Below are 18,838 nucleotides of genomic sequence, written 5' to 3'. Positions count from 1 at the left end.
GGGTCAGAACGAGGCCCGCACGCCGATATAGGCGGCGCGGCCGCGCTTGGCGTAGCCCCAGACGTCGGCGTAGTCCTCGTCGAACAGGTTGGTGACGCGCCCAGTCAGCACCACGTTATCCGTCAGCTCATACTGAGCAGCCACATCAAAGGTTGTGTAATCCGGCAGCTCAGCGGTGGCAAACGAGTCAAAGAACTGGCTGTCCCAATTGCCTGCCACATGCCGGATGTCCGCGGTGACAGAGCCGCGGCCATTGAAAGTATCCAGTGTGGCACTCAGCAGAAGCTCGTGCTCCGGGCGGCGGATCTCGACCGAGCCATCGGGGTTGGTGGCGTCCAGATAGGTGTAGGACAGACGCAGATCGAGGTATTCGCTGGCTTCCAGGCTTGCTGCCAGCTCAACACCCTTGCGATCACTGTCACCGGCTTGGTTGCGGTAGGAGAACGTGGTTGCGTTCACCATGTAGCTCTCGATCTCGCCTGTCAGCGTCTCGTCGAAATAGGTCACATCAACCAGGCCGCGCCCTTGAAGGAACGGCACCTCAATCCCGAAATCGAAGCTGCGATTTTCCTCCGGCTGCAAGTTCGGATTGCCGAGATAGGTGGTGGAGCCGAATGTGCTGTTGGCAAACAGCTCAAAGTAAGAGGGGTTCACAACACCGGTTCCAGCCGAGCTGTGCAGGCGCACACCGCTGTCTGCAAAAGTGTAAGAAGCACTGGCGGTCCAGCTGGTGGCGTCTTCGAATACGCTGTTGTTGTCGTGGCGCACCCCGAGCTGCAGGTCCAGGCCGTTGGCAAAGCTGCCGCGGTATTCCAGGGCAATCGAATTGGTTTCGCGCGCAAAGGCCGGGTTGGAACTGCTGGAGTCCTTTTCCCATTCCAGCATCGCGTTAAGAAGGTGGTCTGCTTGATCCGCTAACTGCCCGTCCAGGCCGAAGCTCAGCAGGTACTTTGCTGCTTCCGTTTTGGTCTCGGTCGGGGTGCCGCCATTGAAGGACCGGTCAAAGTCAGTGCGTTCGATTGACAGGCGGTGTTTCAGGCGGCCGCCCAATGTGTCCAGTTCAGCATAGACTTGCGCCAGTTGCTCATCCCGGTCACTGAATTGCGTCGGATCATCCACGACATAGCTGGCCGCATCCGTTGCGGTGAAGGAGGTGCGGTCGCTGTCATAGCGTTCATCCGACGTGCGGAAGTTGAAGCCAAGTTTCAGCCGGTCGGTGACCAGGTAGTCGCCTTTCAATTGCAGTGTATTGCGGCGGATGCCGTCTTCTTCACCGCCATCGCCCGAGGTGTCATAGCCGTCGTCATTGTCATGGGCGAAGCTGAAGGCGATACCGCCGCGCTCGGTCCGCGACGAAACCCGGGCCGAGGCCCGGTAGCCGTCGGACCCCGCTTCCGCGCTGCCGCCGTATTCCGTGCCGATGCCGCCGGACTTGGTGATGATGTTGATCACACCGGCCGAGGCGTTGGAGCCGTAGAACACCGATTGCGGGCCGCGCAGGACTTCGATCCGCTCGATATTGGCAGTGTCCAGGCCGGACAGAATGTACTCGCTGTCACCGCCCGAGGCTTCGACGCCGTCGATCAGGATCAGCGTGTGATTGGCTTCTGCGCCGCGGATGCGGACCTGAGTAAAGCTGTCGCCGGAGCCGTTCACCATCAGGCCGGGAACCGAACGCAGCGCGTCCTGGACGGTGGTGATGCCGCGATCATCGATCTCCTCGCTGGTCAGGACCGAGACGGAGCGGCCGTACTTCTGGGCCTCGACCGGCGTGAAGCCGCCGGAGATGATGATCTCCCCCAGATCGGTGACTTCTTCATCCTGAGCGGTTGCGATTACAGGGGCGGCGGCCAGGGCGGCGGCCAGGGACAGGCTTGCCTTGCGCATATTCCATTCCTCCCGGCCCACGCAGCAAGCACAGGCCAAGCGGCTGCCCATACCGGGCAGCATGTTCATAATTTTGGTCTTTGGAAGGCAATGCCCCCGCAGACGGTGAAAACTGCCACCACTACGGAAGGTCCGTTATCTTCGGCGCGCCCCGCACCGCGATAGGGTGATCATCCTGGCAGGTCTCCTGACTTGCGGGTCGAGGCTTTGCTGCGCCTTCCCGCCCCTTGGGGCAGTGGCATACCGCAGCATTGCTCTCCGCTCACAGTTGCGGGGGCAGTCACGGATTCGGCGCCTGTTGGCTACACCTCACCGTGTTCCCTTTTAACCGGGTGGTCTCCCAGCCGGACCAGAATGGTCGGGACTTAGGCAAACTGAACTTATTCTGTCAAGCGGGAGAATTCGCAACCTGAGTAGAAATGGCCTTGGGCTGGCATCCATATCGCCGAATTTGCCTTTCCAATTTTTCAAGTGACGATGATTGATTACGCATACAAAAAACTTCGAAAGGCAGCGGTGTTTCCCCGTTCCTCTGATAGGAACATGCCTGCCTATTGATCCCTGCAGCACTGCAGGAGAAAAACCATCGGCACCGGACGGCCAAGTGAACAGAACATGATTCTCTTGACTCAGAAATTCCGGTTTGCCATTCAGCCAAGGTGACCGGTTCCGCGAGTGTTTCAATGCGCAGCGGAAGAAATAGGGAACACGGTGCGGCGTACCCAAAAGGGACCAAATCCGTGACTGCCCCCGCAACTGTGAGCGGTGAGTGACGCTGAATACGCCACTGGGAACATCCCCGGGAAGGCCAGCCGAGCCAGGACCCGCGAGTCAGGAGACCTGCCGGACACGGGGACTGAGGCTCCGCTTGCGGGGTTACTGCCCTTTTCCACCGGACGCCGGGGTGCGCGTCTGGCGCGTGTGCCGTTCAGGCGTTTCCGTGCCGCTACTCCCCGTTGTTCATTCCTGATTGCAGGTGCGCCTGTATCGTCGAATGAGGACGAAATGAAACTGAACTACCTGGCCGCTGCTCTGGCCGTTTCCCTGCCGGTTACCGCTTCGGCGCATTTCCAGCTGAACTACACTGAACAAGCGCTGATCGAAAAGCCCGGCGACGTGCCGATGGGCCTGGTGTTCTGGCACCCGATGGCCAACGGCCATGCGATGGACATGGGCAAGCCGGAAGAGTTTTTCATGATCCACAAAGGTGAAAAGACCGACCTGTCGGACCGCCTGGAACCCGCCACCTTCAAAGGGGCTGAAAACGAAGCTTCGGCTTACAAGGCCTCGGTCCCGGTCAAGCGGTCCGGCGACTATGTCGTGGTGACGGTCCCTTCGCCTTACTACGAGGAAAGTGAAGACATCTATATCCAGCAGATCTCCAAGGTCGTGCTGAACCGCAACACGCTGCCCACAGACTGGGACCAGCCGGCTGGCCTGGCGACCGAGATCCTGCCGCTGAACAAGCCCTATAACGTCATCGTAGGCTCCACCTTTTCCGGTCAGGTTCTGGCGGACGGCAAGCCGGTTCCGGGTGCCGAGATCGAAGTCGAGTTCATGGCGTCGGAGCCGGATCTGGAAAAATTCTCAACCACTGATCCCACCGTGGGTGAGATGCCGGGCGGCGCAATTGTTGCCATCGCCGACCAGAACGGCGTTTTTTCCTTTGGCATTCCGAAAGCAGGCTACTGGGGCTTTGCGGCACTCGGGTCCGGTCCGGCGACCGAGCACGACGGCAAGGAACTCAGCCAGGATGCTGTTCTGTGGATCCACGCAGAAGAGCTGAAGTGAAAGTAGACCGATGCATATCGTAGACGGCGCACTGTCGAACCCGGTTGTGATCGGCGGCGCGGTTGCCGCCGTCGGCGGTATTGCCATGGGTCTGCGCAACCTGCCGCTGGAGCGGATTCCCGCGGCGGGTGTTCTGTCGGCCAGTTTCTTTGTGGCCTCCCTGATCCATGTCCCGATCGGGCCCAGTTCGGTTCACCTGATCCTAAATGGCCTTGCCGGGCTGGTGCTGGGCTGGGCCGCGTTCCCGGCTTTGTTTGTCGGGCTTCTCCTGCAGGCGGTCTTCTTCGGCTTCGGCGGGCTGACCGTGTTGGGCGTGAACGCCGTGAATATTGCCCTGCCCGCTGTTCTGGTCGGCCTGATGTTCCGGCCGCTGGTGGCGCGCGGCTCGCCGCTGCAGGGGGCTATCTGGGGCGGCATTGGCGGCGGTGCAGCAATTGCCTTCACAACCCTCGCAGTCGCAGTATCGCTGATGCTGTCCGGTGATGAGTTCATCCTTGCCGCCAAGCTTGTGTTCTTTTCCCATATCCCAGTGATGCTGATCGAGGCGCTGTTGTCCGGCGCCGCCATTTTCCTGGCCCGGCGGGTGAAGCCCGAACTGTTTGTTGACACGAAAGGAAGCCTGGCATGATCCGCTCCTGCGTGCTGATCCTTGCCCTGCTGGCACCGCTGCCGGCATTGGCGCACAATGTGATTTCCTCGGTGTTTCCATCTGGATCGGACATTGAGGGCGAGGTCGGCTTTTCCAATGGTGATATGGCTGCGGACTTGCTGATCGAGGTCTTTGACGAGGCTGGCGGCAAACTGGGTGAAACCAGGACCGACGCTGACGGCTTCTTCCTGTTCACCCCGTCAGAACCGGTGACGCATATCTTCCGCGGCGACCTTGGTGCCGGCCATGTTGCCGAAGTGATCATGGACGCCGCAGAGGTCGCACAGATCATGGGCCAAAGCCCAAGCATGGCAGCGCTTGCGGCGACTAGCACCGCAGACGTCACTTCGGCCTCCAGGTCTGCCGGTTTGTCCGATCAGGCCCGCGCTGAGCTTGCCACCATGATGCGCAATGAATTGCGCCCGCTTCGGCAGGAGCTTACCGCGTTTAAGAACAAGTCCGATTTTCAGTCTGTTCTTGGCGGCATCGGCTACATCTTTGGTCTTTTTGGTCTGGGCTTTTACATCGCTGCGCGGCGCAGAATCGGTGGCAAAGCATGACCTATGTCCTGACAGGCGCCGAAAGGCCGCTCAGTGGCATCGGTGCCTTCCGCGCCAAGGTCACCGCGCTTGACCCGCGGATGCGCATCGTAATGACCGCGGTCTATGCCGTTGTGGTGGTCTCCCTTAGCAACCTTTGGGTGCTGTCAGCTGCGCTTGGCCTGTCGATGTGGCTACTGGCTTTCTCCGGGCTGCCGCCCCGGAAGACGCTGAAGCGGATGGCGATGATGGACAGTTTCATCATCTTCATGCTGGTGCTGCTGCCGTTCACTGTTCCGGGCACCCCAGTCCTTTCTGTTTGGGGGCTGGAGGCGAGCTGGGAAGGCCTGCGGCGCGCGGCCGAGATTGCCCTGACCGCAAATGCCGTCATCCTGGCGGTCATGACGCTGGTCGGGTCCATGGAGCCCGTGACGATGGGACATGCTCTCTTTGCCCTCAAGACGCCGGAGCGGCTGGTGCATCTGATGATGTTCACTATCCGCTACATCGATGTCCTGCGCGAGGAATACCAGCGCCTGAGCACCTCGATGAAGCTGCGCGGCTTCCGCCCCGGCACCAACTGGCACACCTACCGCAGCTACGGCTATCTGGTGGGGATGATGCTGGTGCGCGCCATTGAACGGTCGGAACGCATTCTGGCGGCGATGAAATGCCGGGGCTTCTCCGGCCGTATCATCCTCCTGGAAGACTTCCGCCTGCGCAGGGCGGACCTGTTGTTTGCCGCGGCACTTACCGCCGCCCTTGCCGCCCTGATCTGGGCAGAGGCCTTTTATGCCGCTTCTTGATCTGAATGATATTCATTTTGCCTACCCTGGGCTTGATCCGGTGCTGGAAGGCGCCTCGATGAAGCTCAATGCGGGAGAACGGCTGTCGATTGTCGGACCAAATGGAGCAGGGAAATCCACGCTCCTAAAAATCATCATGGGATTGATTGCACCCGATAGCGGTTCTGTCACAGCATTCGGAAAACCTTGCAACAGCGAACCGGACTTTCACGAAGTGCGCCGCCGTGTGGGGTTCGTTTTCCAGGACGCCGATGACCAGCTGTTCTGCCCGACTGTGGCCGAAGATGTCGCCTTCGGCCCGCTGAACCTAGGCAAGTCCAAGCAGGAAGCCCTGGCGGTGGTTGATGCAATACTGTCACGCCTGCGGCTGATGCACCTGCGTGACCGGGTCACCCACAAGCTGTCGGGCGGTGAGAAACGGCTGGTGACGCTGGCCACGGTTCTGGCAATGGAACCGGAAGTGCTCATACTCGATGAGCCGACCAACGCGCTGGATCCAGAAAATTATGCACGGCTGGCTGAGATTCTGAAAGAGCTCGACCAGGCGGTTCTGCTGGTCAGCCATGATCCTGAGTTCCGTGAACAGATTGCTCCAACAGGGTATCACCTGATGGAGCGGACACTTACAAGGGTATAGCGGTTTTTTGGCTGAACAGGGCTTTAGCACACACGCTTCCTGCTAAAAAACCGCCGCTCCTGGTTAGCCATGCTGCGAATGCGGCCAATATCCGCAAAGTCCGGTCCCTGATCCGTCTCTGATCAACCTATGCTGCAACGCCGATCAATGGCCGCGTTGAACGCCGCGGGGCAGCGCGCAATTTTCTGCATCTGCGATATCCAGTGTGCAGCAAGCGCGCGCAGCGAGAAATGCCAATGAGCAAGTTGGGCTCACAGTCAAATTTCGCCGTCTGCCACACGAACATCTGCTGCCGATACGGGAACGTCTGGTCACCGTTCCAGGTCGCACGATTTCAAGGACTTGGCCGTAACTCTGGGTGGCCGCTTCTGTTGCCTCAGAGCCATCGGATTCGCCGCGTGAGCAGTCAGCAAAAGAGAGCCCCTTTGCGGTCAAAAGTTGGCTCGCCGCCTGCGCCATTTTCATACTTCGTGATCAGCAAAAAGCCGTCGTTTATGGTATTTCCAATGAAAGACTATGTTGTGAGGCAACTAGCCTACATTTGTTTGCTTGGCTCCCGTCCAGGTGATCTTCCTTTTGCACGGTCTTTGAATGTAATCGCCCACATCGCGGCCAGGATCATCAGCGTCGAAAGGTAGAAAGCACCGTCTGGGACAAGCCGGAACAGCATGAAATCCGCTAAAACGGCAAAAATCAGCGACAGATACTCGAATGGTGCGAGTTTTGAGATTTCGCTGTGCTGCAGAGCAAGGGTCATCATGATATGGGCAATGCCACCTGCAATTCCTGCACCGCAGAGGTAGACCAGCTGCAGAAAGTCAGGCTGGACCCAGCCCCAAAACACAGAAACTCCCCCAGCCACTGCACAGGTCAGTGCAAAGTAGAAGGCTATGGCTCCGGCGTTTTCCGTTTGAGCAAGGCTGCGGATCTGAATTTTGGCACCGGCCGTGAAGATCGCCATGGCGAAGGCCAGGCCTGCTCCGATCAAATAGGGTTGATCCGGTGTCGCAGCAGTCAAGCCAGGCAGCACTAGAACGAGCATTCCCAGGAACCCCAGGACAACGGCAAACCAGCGCATCCCGTTCACTTGTTCACCCAATAAGAATCGCGCCAGAACCACTGCCAGGACCGGGGCCAGATAGCCTATGATCGACGCATGGGCGAGCGGCAGGTATTTTAGCGAAGCAAATGAGGCGAACAGCGCAGTGCAGCCCAGTAGGCAGCGGGCAATATGGGACAGGGGTCGTTTAGTCCGCAAACCGCTAGGAAAGTCCCGTGTCCACATCAGGAACAGAACCAGTGGTATCAGGGCGACGGCGCTTCGAAAAAACACCACCTGGCCTAACGGGACCTCGTCGGCAAGCAGCTTCACAAACACGACCATGACTGTGAAAAACAAGGTTGCGCCGATGCGCAGTGCGATACCTGTGGCTTCCATTGTTTTGCCTCTTGGTGGGTTATCTGGTCTGTGCCAGTACGTCTCGGAGCCTGTCTCCAGCCAGATTGATTGCCAGCACGGAAACCAGCACGGCCAGACCCGGAAAAATCATAATGTGAGGAGCGGTCTGCATATAGGGTTTGCCATCCAGCAGCATGGCCCCCCATTCGGCGGTGGGCGGCTGCACTCCGAACCCCAGAAAGCTGAGCCCAGACACTGCAAGGATCGTGCGTGACCAGCTGCTGGTCCAAAGAACCAGCAGTGATGGCAGCACATTCGGCAGAATGTGGCGCCACAGGATCAGCCAGTCAGTCAGGCCGTTCAGGCGGGCCTGAATAACAAAATCCCGTTCTCCGATGGTCAACCCCAGACTGCGGGCAAGCCGCGCGAATTTCATCCAACTGACCAGAGACAGGGCAACCACTAGGTTGACAGTGCTGGGGCCGAACAGCCCGGCAAAGGCAACCGCTGCGATAAGCTCCGGAAAGGCAAAGAAACTGTCTGTCACTCGCATCAGCAGGGCGTCGGGGAAGGAACCGGAACGGGCAGCCAGCAGCCCGACGAGCGTCCCTGCGATCAGCCCCGCCAATGACACCACAAGCGCCAGCCCCAGAGACCAGAACGCACCATAAAGCAGCCGGGTGCCAATATCGCGGCCCAGATGGTCTGTGCCGAACCAGTGTGCAGGTTCAGGCGGCGCCAGTCGGTTGAGAAAATCCGCCTGTGCCGGCTGGTAGGGTGTCAACCACAATCCGATGCACAGCCCCAGTGCCAGCACCGCCAGTACCAGACCTGTTCTGCGCTTGAACCGGGACAGCGGGCTGTCCGGCAGCTTGGCGCCTTTTTGTAGGAGAACCTCACTCATACCCTCTGCTCCTGCGTGCGGGTCGCCGGGTCACTGGCGGCCTGCAGTGCCTCAGCCAGTGAATTGATCACGACATAAGCAACGGCAAAGAACATCACCAGAAACATCACCATAGGCAGGTCGCGCGACAGCACGGAGCCAGCCAGCAAAGACCCCAGCCCAGACCGGGCAAAGGTCAGCTCGACGATGATCGCGCCTTCCAGCAGGCTAGCAAAGTCGATCGCAATCATGGTCACAGCGGGCACCATCGCGTGGCGCAGCACGTGCCGAAAGAAGATCTCGCTCTCGGAAATGCCGCGCAGGCGCAGGGTTTCGACAAATGGCTGATTGGCCGCCTCCAGCATGAAGCTGCGAAGCAGACGGGTCTGCGAGGCCATCACCCAGAACGCCAGCGTCAGCGCTGGCAGCACCAGATGCGCGGGCGTGCCGGTGCCATATGACGGGAACCACCCCAGATGCACGGCAAAGCCCAGGATCAGCAGCAAGCCCAGCCAGTAGCTCGGCATGGCTGCGCCAACTGAGGAGAGCATCACGGCAGCCCGGTCCAGCCATGTCCCCGGGTGGCGCACCGCAAGACTGGCCAACAGAAACGCAACAGCCAGCCCCAGCCCCAGAGACGTTAGCGACAGGGTCACTGTTTCACCAAGATTGCCAATGAAAATGTCCCAGACCGACGTTTGCGAGGCATACGACAGGCCAAAATCACCGCGCAGCACATTGCCAAACCAATAGAGGTACTGGAGCCAGAACGGCTCCTCTAAGTGGAACTCGGCGCGAATGGCCTGGAGCAGTTCTGGTGGGAAGGCAATTTCTTCGGGGTAGCGCGCATGGGCAATAGCCTCAGCTCGGTCGCCGGGGGAGAAATAGCTGAGCGTGAAGGTAATCAGGCTGATCCCCAACAGAACAAAGGCAAGGCCCGGCAGGCGCGACAGAAAATACTTCATGCGGCCTCACTGGCGTGGCTCAATGTGCCGAGGCTGCGGGCGGCCTCGATCAGGTTTTCCGCATAGGGGCTGGCCGGTGCGGCAATGAACTCATCGCATGGCTGATAGGCTTCGACCTGCCCCATGCGCAGAACCAGAACCTTATCAGCATAGGCCGCGGCGAACCCCAGATCATGGGTGACCACAAGATATGCGGTCTGCGTCTTGCGCCGCAGCACTTCCATTTGGCGGGCGATCTTCTTTTGCACCAGAGCATCCAGCGCGCTCAGCGGCTCATCAAAAAAGATGAGCTTGGGCCGGGCGATCAAGGCCCGCGCCAGACAGGCCCGCTGTGCCTGACCCAGAGAGACCTGACCAGGGAACCTGCTGTAAAACTCCGATCCCAGCTGGACATCTTCCAGTGCGGCAAGAACGGCACTCTTGCGCTCCTGGACGGTCAGGTTTTGGCGGTAAAGGCTTTCCTGTATAGAGGCGCCAAGTGTCAGCCGCGGGTTCAGAGCAGCCAATGGATCCTGCATTACCCAGCGGGTCTGCGGCAGGCCAGGGTGCGTTGGCACAGCCCCGGTGATATCCGTGCCAGAGGGCGTGAACACTAGCCTGCGGCAAGTTGCGGGCAGAAACCCCTGCACGGCTTTCAGCAAGGTAGACTTACCTGCGCCGCTTTCTCCGATGACACATAGCATTCCACCCTGCTGGATGTCACAGGAAACATCTTGCAACAGCACTTTGTCTCCGGCCCTGACTGTCAGGCCTTCGAGTTGAAAGACCGGGTCATTCGGCGGCATGGCTGATCTCTGGCTTGGCTTTGTCCCAGCAGCGGTGCGCCACTAGCTCGCGGGAATAGGTATGCTGCGGGTTGGACAAAAGGATGTCAGAAACTCCGCTCTCAACAATCCGGCCGCGCTGCATAATTGCAATCCGTCCTGCAAATCGTGCGGCCAGCGCCAGGTCGTGGGTCACCATCATCACCGCGATCTCATGTTCCGCGGCGATGCGCCGGGTTTCCTGCAGCACCTGCGATGCAATCAGCGGATCCAGCGCTGAGGTCGGCTCGTCCAGGATCAAAAGTTTCGGAGCATCCATCAGGGCCATCGCCAGCAACAGACGCTGCTGCATACCTCGACTCCACTGATGCGGGTAGCTACCGCCCGGATCCGGCAGGCCAAGGGCCGATAGAATGTCCCGCTGATGTGAGGTGTGTTTTACCCTTTTGCGGCGGGCCAGCTGGTCCCATTGCCAGCGCAGGCGGCGCAGCGGATCAAAGCCATGGGCCGGGCTTTGCGGCACATATGCAATGCCATCCAGAGTGGTTTTTGCGGGCGAGGCAAAAGCACGCTGCGCGCCGTTGAACAGAATGTGCCCGCTGGTCGGACGCGCAGGGCGGGTCAGGCCCATCACGGCCCGCAAAAGAGTAGATTTGCCCGCACCGGAGCCGCCCACAACCGCCAGCCATTCTGTCGGCGCCATCTCAAGACTGACATCATGCAGAATACCCTGCCCGCCAATTTCGGCGGACAGGGCCTCGATTTTCATCAAAGGTGCCTGTTTACTCGGCAATCGCCAGCTCCGGGCTCGCCAGATAGGTTTCTGCCGGGTGGATGCGGTAGCCCTCAACCTTGCCATTGCCGACCGAAACCTGTGTCTTGTGGAACAGCGGGATCACCGGAAGGTCACGGTTGATAATGGCTTGAACCTCGGCATAGACCGGTTTGCGCTCTTCGCTTGAAAACAGGCTACGGCCCTTTTTAAGCAGTGCGTCCAGCTCAGGGTTGGAGTAGCCGGAAACATTATAGCTGCCATCCGTCGCCACCAATGTGCTGGGGAAGTAATCCGGATCGCCTTGCGGGGCGGTGCCCCAGGCCTGTAGGTGCAGGTCGATTTCGCCAGCTTTAAGTGCCTCGTTGTTTGCGCCGAATTCACCCATTGCGATTTCCGCGCCCAGACCGATCTGCTGCAGCATGATCTGCGAGATTTCCAGTGTCGGCCGCAGCGCAGCCCGGCCTTCGTAGCTACGGATCTTCAGCACGATGTCTTCGCCGTTCAGCTCCCGGATGCCATTGCCGTCACTGTCGGTAATTCCCGCCTCATCCAGCATGGCCAGCGCTTTGGCCGGGTCATAGGACAGGCTGATATCGCCGTTTACCCAGGATTTCATGCTGGCTGGGAAGATGCCATTGGCCGACTGCCCACCGACACCTGCCAGGGTCGCCGCAACGATGGTGTCACGGTCCAGGCCCAGCGAAACGGCATTCAGAAGCGTCTGGTTGGACAGTGGACCGTCATTCACCCGTGGCTGCAAGAAGAACAGTCGCGCGGTTGCCTCCGAGAACAGCTGGCCTTTGCCTTCTTCAAGCAGCTTGGCGAAATCCGGTTCCGGGTAGTTGGTGACCAGATCAACATCACCCGCCTGCAGTGCCAGTGCCGCAACCGAAGGGTCGCTGATCGCGTCGATCACCAGACGGTCAAGTTTCGGCGCGCCGCCCCAGTAATCGGCAAACCCAGTGGTCACATAAGTTTTGTCCGTTTCCGCATTTTCAAAGACAAACGGACCAGTGCCCACCAGCGGCATTGCATCGGTGCCGTCTTTCATGACAGCCGCCGACGGTTCGGTCAGCGACCACAGGAAAGCTGAGTTCGGTGCACTGGTGCGGAAGACCAGCGTTTTATCGTCAACCAGCTCGATGGATTCGATGTTCAGAAGCTTGACCAGGCGCGGGTTATTCCCGGGGTGGCCCTCTTCGCTCAGCTTTTCAAACGACTCTTTGACAGCCTGGGCGGTGACCGCAGAGCCATCATGGAATTTTACACCCTCGCGCAGGGTGATTTTCCATTCCCGTTCAGACAGGTTTTCAAAACCGGTGGCAAGGCGCGGCTGAAGGGTCATGTCATAGCCGATACCAATCAGCGTTTCCGACACGCCTGCCCGGTTGCTGAGCCAGCCATTCTGGCGGGCACGGGGATCAGGAATGCTGCTTTTGGGGCCAAACGGCGCGGCAATCACCATTTCCAATTTGGTTTCTGCGGCTGCAGGGCTCAAAAGCGCCGCAGCGGCGAGGCAGGTTGCGGCGAGGGTTTTGGTCCAGAAAGCGCGTGAATAATTCGGCATGTCCTTGGTCCTTAGGTTTCTGACAAGGGAATTTTGGGGTGAGGTGTACAAGTTATGTGATAATATAACAAGCGCTGATTCAGTGGACAGCTGCGTCAGCTCAGGTGTTAGGCAGGCAGCTGCGGAACCTGCATGGACAAGATGATGTCAGGGACGGCAACCGCACCTGCGGCTACGTCCAAGCAAGCCCAAACAGTGGGAGCAAGTTTCCGAGATACGCAGGATGCGTGCCATGAGGCCTCCTTCCAGGACGCCCCGTCCCGGTGTGGTTGAAATCGCGATGGCAGGTCTCCTGACTTGCGGGTCTTGGCTGCGCCATCCTTCCCAGCCATACGGCCAGTGGGTGCTTGGCGTCGCTATCCGCTTACAGTTGCGGGGGCAGTCACGGATTTAGCGCCTGTTGGCTACACCTCACCGTGTTCCCTTTTCATCCTCTCAGCATTTTGCCTTGAGGAACCATCGAAAGCAGGTAGGCGAACGCTGACAGAATTGTCAATTGCCCCGAACCAATAGGTAAGGGCTCGAGGTGGGCCAAAAGCTGCAAGTTTCAAGAGGGTCAGTTTCAATGGAAATGACCTTTGCAGCTAATGGTTCAGCCAAATTGCCTCAGTAGCCTGTATTGTAATGAACCGGCCTGTCAGGCAGTGCCTCTATTAAGTTGGCTTCCCTGCGCGAAGCCGACACTCGGGGCACCCCTAGCTGCAATTGGGGCGGAAGTCAGCTCCGTCCGGCGACCTGTGGATTCGGGTGACAGATCTCTCTGCAGCATGCTTGAACGGCTGTTTTTTACGCCGCTCAGCGGCGCCCAAAATGATGCAGTTGCGACGATTTTGTTGCGGCGAGCACGCGCAGCGAAGAAATCCAAGGTACAAGTTGGGCTCGAACCTGCCGTCCATTGCATGAAGCTGCGACGTCAGCTGCCTGCGTAAAGAGGACACAGGATGGCGCCTTGGCTGCGTTTGCAGCGAAAACCGGCCTGTCTTGGGTCAGAAATGCTTGACAATTGGGGTGGAAATGCCTGGCAGGTGCAGGCAATTTTTCCTTAAAAACAGTCAGCATCGGGTCAGCTTTGCCTGACGTTTGACACAAATTGTCGGGCGACACATAGTTTTGCCATTTGCGACAGAACCTTTCCTTTTTCGTGTCTCCAACATCCCCGCTCGCGCCTCCTGTTCCGCCAGTGGTGTCAATCGGCATGGAACTTTGACCCCCTATAGGCATCCAAAATTGACCCCCTGTTTGACGTGCGGTTAGCTGGCCCGATGCGGTGTAGCCTCCACCAAGCGAAGCCGTATCGTGCCAGCGTCGGCTCGACTATTCTCGGGTTTTGAAGCGCCAGCTCTCGTTGCCCGTTTCGACGATGTCGCAATGGTGGGTAAGGCGGTCGAGCAGCGCGGTAGTCATCTTGGCGTCGCCGAAGACCGAGGGCCATTCGCCGAAGTCGAGGTTGGTCTTCACGATGATCGATGTGCGCTCGTAGAGGCGGCTGATGAGATGGAACAATAGCTGACCACCGGTTTGTGCGAAGGGGAGATAGCCAAGCTCGTCGAGGATCAGGAAGTCGAGACGGCACAGCAGATCTGCCGTGCGCCCCTGTCGGTCGGCGCGGGCTTCCGCATCGAGTTTGTTCACCAGGTCCACAACGTTGAAGAAGCGCCCCCGTCTGCCGCGGCGGATGCACGCCCGAGCGATGCTGACGGCAAGGTGGGATTTACCGGTCCCTGTGCCGCCGATCAGCACGACATTGCGTTGCTGCGCCAGAAACTCTCCGGTCGCCAGATCACGGACCAGCGCCTCGTTGACCGGCGTGCCTTCGAAGCTGAACTCATCGACCTCTTTCGCCAGGGGCAGCTTGGCAATCGTCATCTGGCATTTGATCGAGCGCGCCTGCTTCTCACTGATCTCGGCGTTCAGCAGATCGCCCCCTCTCGGCAGCATGCTGCGCATGCGCCTGCCGGGCAATGGATGATCTGTTGCGGTTCGTGCTGACGCTTCACCGCCGTGGCGATGGTCTCATCGTAGGCGGCCTTCATGCCGTAGAGCTTCAGCTGGCTCGTCGTGCCGGAGGCACGCCTACGGCGTGACGCGTCCAGCACCTGTGATCTTTCCACGGATGTGTCTCCTTAGGCGGTCATAGCGTTTGCAGTCGGCCACGGGCTCGCAGGTCAGTCGCGTCGTGCCAGAGGCACGCATTCAGCGTGACGCGTCCGGCGTATCGATGGTCAGCGGCGGCTCACGATGCCGGGCCAGAATGTTGGTGACGACCGAGGCCGCGGAGGCCCCTTCGTTCAGCGCTTCGGCACAGGCAGCATCCACTGCATCCAGCCCATCGGTGGGGATCATTCTCAGGATCTGGACCATCCACTGCCCGGCAGGGCATTGCGCAGCAATGTCCCGAGAGGGGGCTGGTCGCCATTGGGCACCTTGCCCAGTTTGCGCTGAATGCGCCTGATCGCTGATGGCAGCTCCCTGTCCTTGAAGGGAGCCCCATTCCTGAGGGCGTCCCGCTGCCCGGCAGCGCATGCGTGCATGCGCGAGAGGGGGCTTGCGGGCCAGCACCGGGATGTAGTGCAGCGGATCGTAGATGGCCTTGTCGCGCCCGAAGGCTCGTTCATGCCGCCCTACGATCTTGCCGTCCTGCCAGAACTCGACCCGCTCGGCATAGGCGCGGATCTCGACTGGCCGGCCGACGGCGCGGCCATCCACCGAGTAGCGGTTCTTGTCGAACCGGACGAGACAGGTCTTCGAGACTGATGCCGGAACAGCGTGGAAACCATCAAAGGGGCCGACGTATGGCACCAGACTCGCCCGCTCATCCTCGAAGACCTCCCAGATCGTGCGGTCTCGAAGCTCTTGGTGCGGATGAGATTTGGCCCAGGCGGCGCAGCGATCCTCGAGCCAGGCGTTTAGTTCGGCGTAACTCTTAAACTTGGGCCTGGGCACGAAGAAGCGACGCCGGACAACGCCTGCCTGGTTCTCGACCTGTCCCTTCTCCCAGCCCGATGCTGGTGTGCAGGCAACGGGATCGACAAGATAATGCCCGCACATCTGCTGGAAGCGCCGATTGTAGGCCCGGTCGCGGCTAACGAAGATCGTGTCTACCGCCGTCTTCGCGTCCATTGTCCTCGGACCAGTGGCGGACAATTTCCGCTGTCGTAGATCCCGCGCGTGCAGGCCCCGCCGAAGAAGGCGAAGGCCTTGTCATGGGCATCGAACATCGAGCCATTGGGAGCGCCATTGGTCCAAGCGGCAATGGCGAGGCTCCTGCGTCTCGCGCGGATAGGCCCGGACAAACAGCATGCGGCTGTGGCAGAGCCGGACATGCGCCACCTTCACAGTGGTGGTCGCACCGTCGATCACAACAATCTCGTGGCTCCAGTCAAATTGGTAGGCCTCGCCCGGATCGAAAATCAGCGGGACATAGGCGGCCGCGGTGGCCTCTTGTTTTTCCTTGGACCACGTGGCCGCGTAACGCCGGACAGCGTCATAGCCGCCGTCATATCCAAGGGCTCTCAGTTCTTCGAAGATCCGGATGCGGGTTAACCGCTCGCGCTTTGGCTTCCTCGCATTCGCCGCCAACATCTCTTTGAGCTTGTCTTTCCATGGCCCGATCTTTGGCAGAGGCTGAACGCGGCGTTCGTAGGTTGCTTCCGTCACACCAGACCGGATCACCTTCCGCACCGTATTCCGCGATACCCGCAGTTCCCGGCAGATTTGCTTGATCGGCTTGTTCGGCATTGGCCTCGGACCAATGGCGGCTCAATGCCTCAATCCTGAAAATACGCCCGCCGGATCTTTGCTATCGTCTCCACGACCAACATCCCACTCTGTGCTCCCCGATAACCTCGAGGGCATGATTCACATCAGTGTAAGGGGGTCATCTTTGGACGCCGATTTCCCCGCTACGGGGTCAAAATTGCATGCCTGTTCACACGTTCGGGTGCTGTTGTGCCCCGGTTTCAAGTCCCGCAGCGTCCGAGCAAGCTGGATCCATTCGCGGACAAGCTGTCTGCTTGGCTTGCCGCGCAATCGCGCAAGCCCCGCAAGCAGCGGCGCACGGTTAAGCAGCTGCATGTGGACCTGGCGGCTCTCGGCTTTACCGGCTCGTACGGGCGGGTGGCGGCCTTCATGCGGGCATGGCGCGCGGTACGCCAGCGCGTTCAGCAGTCGTCAGGCCGCGGCACGTTTGTTCCGCTGGCGTTTCAGCCGGGCGAAGCCTCCCAATTCGACTGGAGCGAAGACTGGGCGATTCTCGGTGGAGAGCGCACCAAGCTCCAGATTGCCCATATCAAGCTGTCGCACAGCCGGGCCTTCCTGGTCCGAGCCTACCTTCTGCAATCCCATGAGATGCTGTTCGACGCGCACTAGTATGCGCTCCGGGTCTCCGGCGGCGTGCCCCAGCGCGGGATTAATGACAGTGGGAATTGCCCGCCACTGGTTCAAGGGCAATGACCGCGCGCACAGCGGTTGAACGGGTCGGCAAAGGCGTTGAGCTGAATAAAAGTCTAGTTCAGCCTGGACCATCTGAACGAAACATTGGTGCTTTAGTTTGAGGGCAGCTGTCGAGTGCCCCACAGTGTATCCAATCCTCAAGGGCTTTTCATGCCCAGACAGTTTGGGAATGTCCCGAATGACTAGCAGTGCAAACAATACTGTATGTTGCCACAGGTTTGCACAGGCGAAACCGCGTCGATCAGGGTTTTTCTTCAGGGCTTTGCCGCGAAAGCCCCGTGAGTTGTCTATTTTGATTTCAGCTGCTGGTTAGCTGCAACCGAAGCAGGGGTAAGTCACACAATTCTTTTTCCGAACTTGTTGTTGTGAGCATTCTGATGGGGAAGACCGGTAGGGTAGCAGCCCGCGCCGGAGTGTCAGAAGAGGGTTTGGAAATGGCTGTAGAAAAGGTAGACACGCTAGTTGTTGGTGCCGGGCAGGCCGGTGTGGCCATGAGCGAGCATCTGACCAGCCACGGCGTACCGCATCTGGTGCTGGAAAAAAACCGGATTGCAGAGGCCTGGCGGACCGGGCGCTGGGACTCGCTGGTTGCCAACGGCCCCGCTTGGCATGACCGTTTCCCGAACCTGGAGTACGAAGGAACTGACCCTGAGGCCTTTCCGGCCAAAGAGAGGGTTGCGGACTACATGGTTGAATATGCGGAACGGTTCAATGCGCCGATCCGCACCGGAGTTGAAGTGACCAGGGCCGGGCGTATTGACGGCACCGGCGGTTTCCGGGTCGAAACCTCGGATGGTGTGATCGAGACAAAGCGGATTGTGGCGGCAACCGGCGCATTCCAGCATCCTGTGATCCCGCCTGTGGTGCCCGAGGGCGCAGGGGTGAACCAGCTTCACTCTTTCCACTACCGCAATCCGGATCAGCTGCCCGAAGGTGCAGTGCTGGTGGTCGGGGCGGGGTCATCCGGTGCGCAGATCGCCGATGAGCTGAACCGGGCAGGCCGCAAGGTTTATCTTTCGGTGGGGCCGCATGACCGCCCGCCGCGGATGTACCGGGGCCGCGACTTTGTCTGGTGGCTGGGGGTGCTGGGCCTGTGGGATCAGGCTGCGCTGGAGCCGGGCAAGGAGCATGTGACGATTTCCGTCAGCGGCGCCTATGGCGGTCAGACCATGGATTTCCGCCGCCTGGCAGGCGAGGGGGTGACGCTGCTGGGCCTGACCGAGTCCTATGACAATGGAACCATGAAGTTTGCCGACGATCTTCCGGAAAACATTGCCAATGGTGATGCCGACTATTTGAAGATGTTGGACTTGGCAGATGCTTATGTCGAACGCACTGGTGTTGATCTGCCAGAGGAGCCGGAGGCGCGCAGGGCCTTCCTCGACCCGGACAGCCTGACCAACCCGGTACGCGAGCTGGATCTTGCGGCAGAAGGCATCACTACCATCCTTTGGGCCACCGGCTTCCGCCAGGATTTCACCTGGATGAAAGTGGATGCCTTCGACGAACGCGGCCGCCCGCTGCATCAGCGCGGAGTTTCGGCAGAGCCGGGGGTCTACTTCTTGGGCTTACCCTGGCAGTCTCGGCGCGGCTCGACCTTTATCTGGGGGGTCTGGCATGATGCCAAGCATGTGGCTGACCAGATCGCTATCCAGCGCCACTACGAGGGCTATCGTGGCCCCGGCGAACACCGCGCCGACGCGCTCTGAGCGCGGCGCTTAGCA

General features: G+C 59.7%; 14 protein-coding genes, 3 pseudogenes and 3 riboswitches. Of the genes and pseudogenes, 7 read left to right on the top strand and 10 right to left on the bottom strand.

What is annotated here, in order from left to right:
• Window positions 1-3 precede the first annotated feature (3 nt).
• A complete protein-coding gene (locus RA24_RS12265; protein WP_039191946.1) occupies window positions 4-1,887 on the bottom strand; it encodes a TonB-dependent receptor plug domain-containing protein in 1,884 nt (627 codons plus the stop codon).
• Between the two features lie 160 nt (window positions 1,888-2,047).
• Window positions 2,048-2,256: riboswitch (cobalamin riboswitch) on the bottom strand.
• 278 nt (window positions 2,257-2,534) lie between these two features.
• Window positions 2,535-2,749: riboswitch (cobalamin riboswitch) on the top strand.
• A gap of 143 nt (window positions 2,750-2,892) precedes the next feature.
• On the opposite strand from RA24_RS12265, the gene RA24_RS12260 reads away from it, so the two are divergent.
• Genes RA24_RS12260 through RA24_RS12240 form a run of 5 tightly spaced genes read left to right on the top strand, consistent with a single transcriptional unit; the run spans window position 2,893 to window position 6,309 of the window.
• A complete protein-coding gene (locus RA24_RS12260; protein WP_019294587.1) occupies window positions 2,893-3,678 on the top strand; it encodes a DUF4198 domain-containing protein in 786 nt (261 codons plus the stop codon).
• 10 nt (window positions 3,679-3,688) lie between these two features.
• The gene (gene cbiM / locus RA24_RS12255; RefSeq protein ID WP_039151022.1) at window positions 3,689-4,306 is read left to right on the top strand and encodes a cobalt transporter CbiM; all 618 of its coding nucleotides are present in this window, start codon (window positions 3,689-3,691) and stop codon (window positions 4,304-4,306) included.
• Window positions 4,303-4,887, top strand: coding sequence for a cobalt ABC transporter permease (locus tag RA24_RS12250; RefSeq protein WP_019294585.1), 585 nt, complete (start codon window positions 4,303-4,305; stop codon window positions 4,885-4,887). Before cbiM ends, RA24_RS12250 begins: the two co-directional genes overlap by 4 nt.
• Complete coding sequence (gene cbiQ / locus RA24_RS12245) at window positions 4,884-5,672, top strand: cobalt ECF transporter T component CbiQ (protein ID WP_019294584.1); 789 nt, start codon at window positions 4,884-4,886, stop codon at window positions 5,670-5,672. The genes RA24_RS12250 and cbiQ overlap by 4 nt, the downstream gene beginning before the upstream one ends.
• Window positions 5,659-6,309 carry an energy-coupling factor ABC transporter ATP-binding protein gene (locus tag RA24_RS12240; protein ID WP_019294583.1) on the top strand — a complete coding sequence of 217 codons (651 nt, stop codon included), beginning with the start codon at window positions 5,659-5,661 and terminating at the stop codon, window positions 6,307-6,309. Before cbiQ ends, RA24_RS12240 begins: the two co-directional genes overlap by 14 nt.
• A 535-nt stretch (window positions 6,310-6,844) precedes the next feature.
• Here RA24_RS12240 and RA24_RS12235 read toward each other — a convergent pair.
• From RA24_RS12235 to istA, 9 genes and pseudogenes are all read right to left on the bottom strand, one after another.
• Window positions 6,845-7,747 carry a DMT family transporter gene (locus tag RA24_RS12235; RefSeq protein WP_019294582.1) on the bottom strand — a complete coding sequence of 301 codons (903 nt, stop codon included), beginning with the start codon at window positions 7,745-7,747 and terminating at the stop codon, window positions 6,845-6,847.
• A 19-nt stretch (window positions 7,748-7,766) separates the two neighbouring features.
• On the bottom strand, window positions 7,767-8,612 hold the full coding sequence (locus RA24_RS12230) for an ABC transporter permease (RefSeq protein WP_019294581.1): 846 nt from the start codon (window positions 8,610-8,612) through the stop codon (window positions 7,767-7,769).
• Window positions 8,609-9,556, bottom strand: a complete 948-nt coding sequence (locus RA24_RS12225) for an ABC transporter permease (RefSeq protein WP_019294580.1) — start codon at window positions 9,554-9,556, stop codon at window positions 8,609-8,611. The genes RA24_RS12230 and RA24_RS12225 overlap by 4 nt, the downstream gene beginning before the upstream one ends.
• Entirely contained in the window at window positions 9,553-10,341 is a 789-nt protein-coding gene (locus RA24_RS12220) for an ATP-binding cassette domain-containing protein (protein ID WP_272946432.1), read from the bottom strand. Before RA24_RS12220 ends, RA24_RS12225 begins: the two co-directional genes overlap by 4 nt.
• Complete coding sequence (locus RA24_RS12215) at window positions 10,328-11,089, bottom strand: ATP-binding cassette domain-containing protein (protein ID WP_019294578.1); 762 nt, start codon at window positions 11,087-11,089, stop codon at window positions 10,328-10,330. Before RA24_RS12215 ends, RA24_RS12220 begins: the two co-directional genes overlap by 14 nt.
• Before the next feature lie 13 nt (window positions 11,090-11,102).
• Window positions 11,103-12,662: an ABC transporter substrate-binding protein gene (locus RA24_RS12210; RefSeq protein ID WP_019294577.1), complete on the bottom strand. Its 1,560-nt coding sequence runs from the start codon at window positions 12,660-12,662 to the stop codon at window positions 11,103-11,105.
• A 265-nt stretch (window positions 12,663-12,927) separates the two neighbouring features.
• Window positions 12,928-13,138: riboswitch (cobalamin riboswitch) on the bottom strand.
• A gap of 319 nt (window positions 13,139-13,457) precedes the next feature.
• The gene (locus tag RA24_RS22265) at window positions 13,458-13,859 is read right to left on the bottom strand and encodes a hypothetical protein (RefSeq protein WP_152612840.1); all 402 of its coding nucleotides are present in this window, start codon (window positions 13,857-13,859) and stop codon (window positions 13,458-13,460) included.
• Window positions 13,860-13,976: 117 nt separating this feature from the next.
• Window positions 13,977-14,773 (bottom strand): annotated as a pseudogene (istB, locus tag RA24_RS12205) (IS21-like element helper ATPase IstB).
• Window positions 14,736-16,483 (bottom strand): annotated as a pseudogene (gene istA, locus RA24_RS12200) (IS21 family transposase). Before istA ends, istB begins: the two co-directional pseudogenes overlap by 38 nt.
• A 124-nt stretch (window positions 16,484-16,607) precedes the next feature.
• Between istA and RA24_RS12195 the strand changes: the two are divergent.
• Together RA24_RS12195 and RA24_RS12190 are read left to right on the top strand one after the other, a co-directional pair.
• Window positions 16,608-17,027: pseudogene (locus RA24_RS12195) on the top strand (IS21 family transposase); the annotation flags it as partial.
• A gap of 521 nt (window positions 17,028-17,548) precedes the next feature.
• Window positions 17,549-18,823 carry a flavin-containing monooxygenase gene (locus RA24_RS12190; RefSeq protein WP_039191865.1) on the top strand — a complete coding sequence of 425 codons (1,275 nt, stop codon included), beginning with the start codon at window positions 17,549-17,551 and terminating at the stop codon, window positions 18,821-18,823.
• The last annotated feature ends 15 nt before the right edge of the window (window positions 18,824-18,838 follow it).

Source organism: Leisingera sp. ANG-M6 (assembly GCF_000813905.1).
Classification (GTDB): domain Bacteria; phylum Pseudomonadota; class Alphaproteobacteria; order Rhodobacterales; family Rhodobacteraceae; genus Leisingera.
The sequence above is the reverse complement of the archived record's forward strand: the minus strand, read 5'-3'. Positions and strand labels throughout refer to the sequence as shown.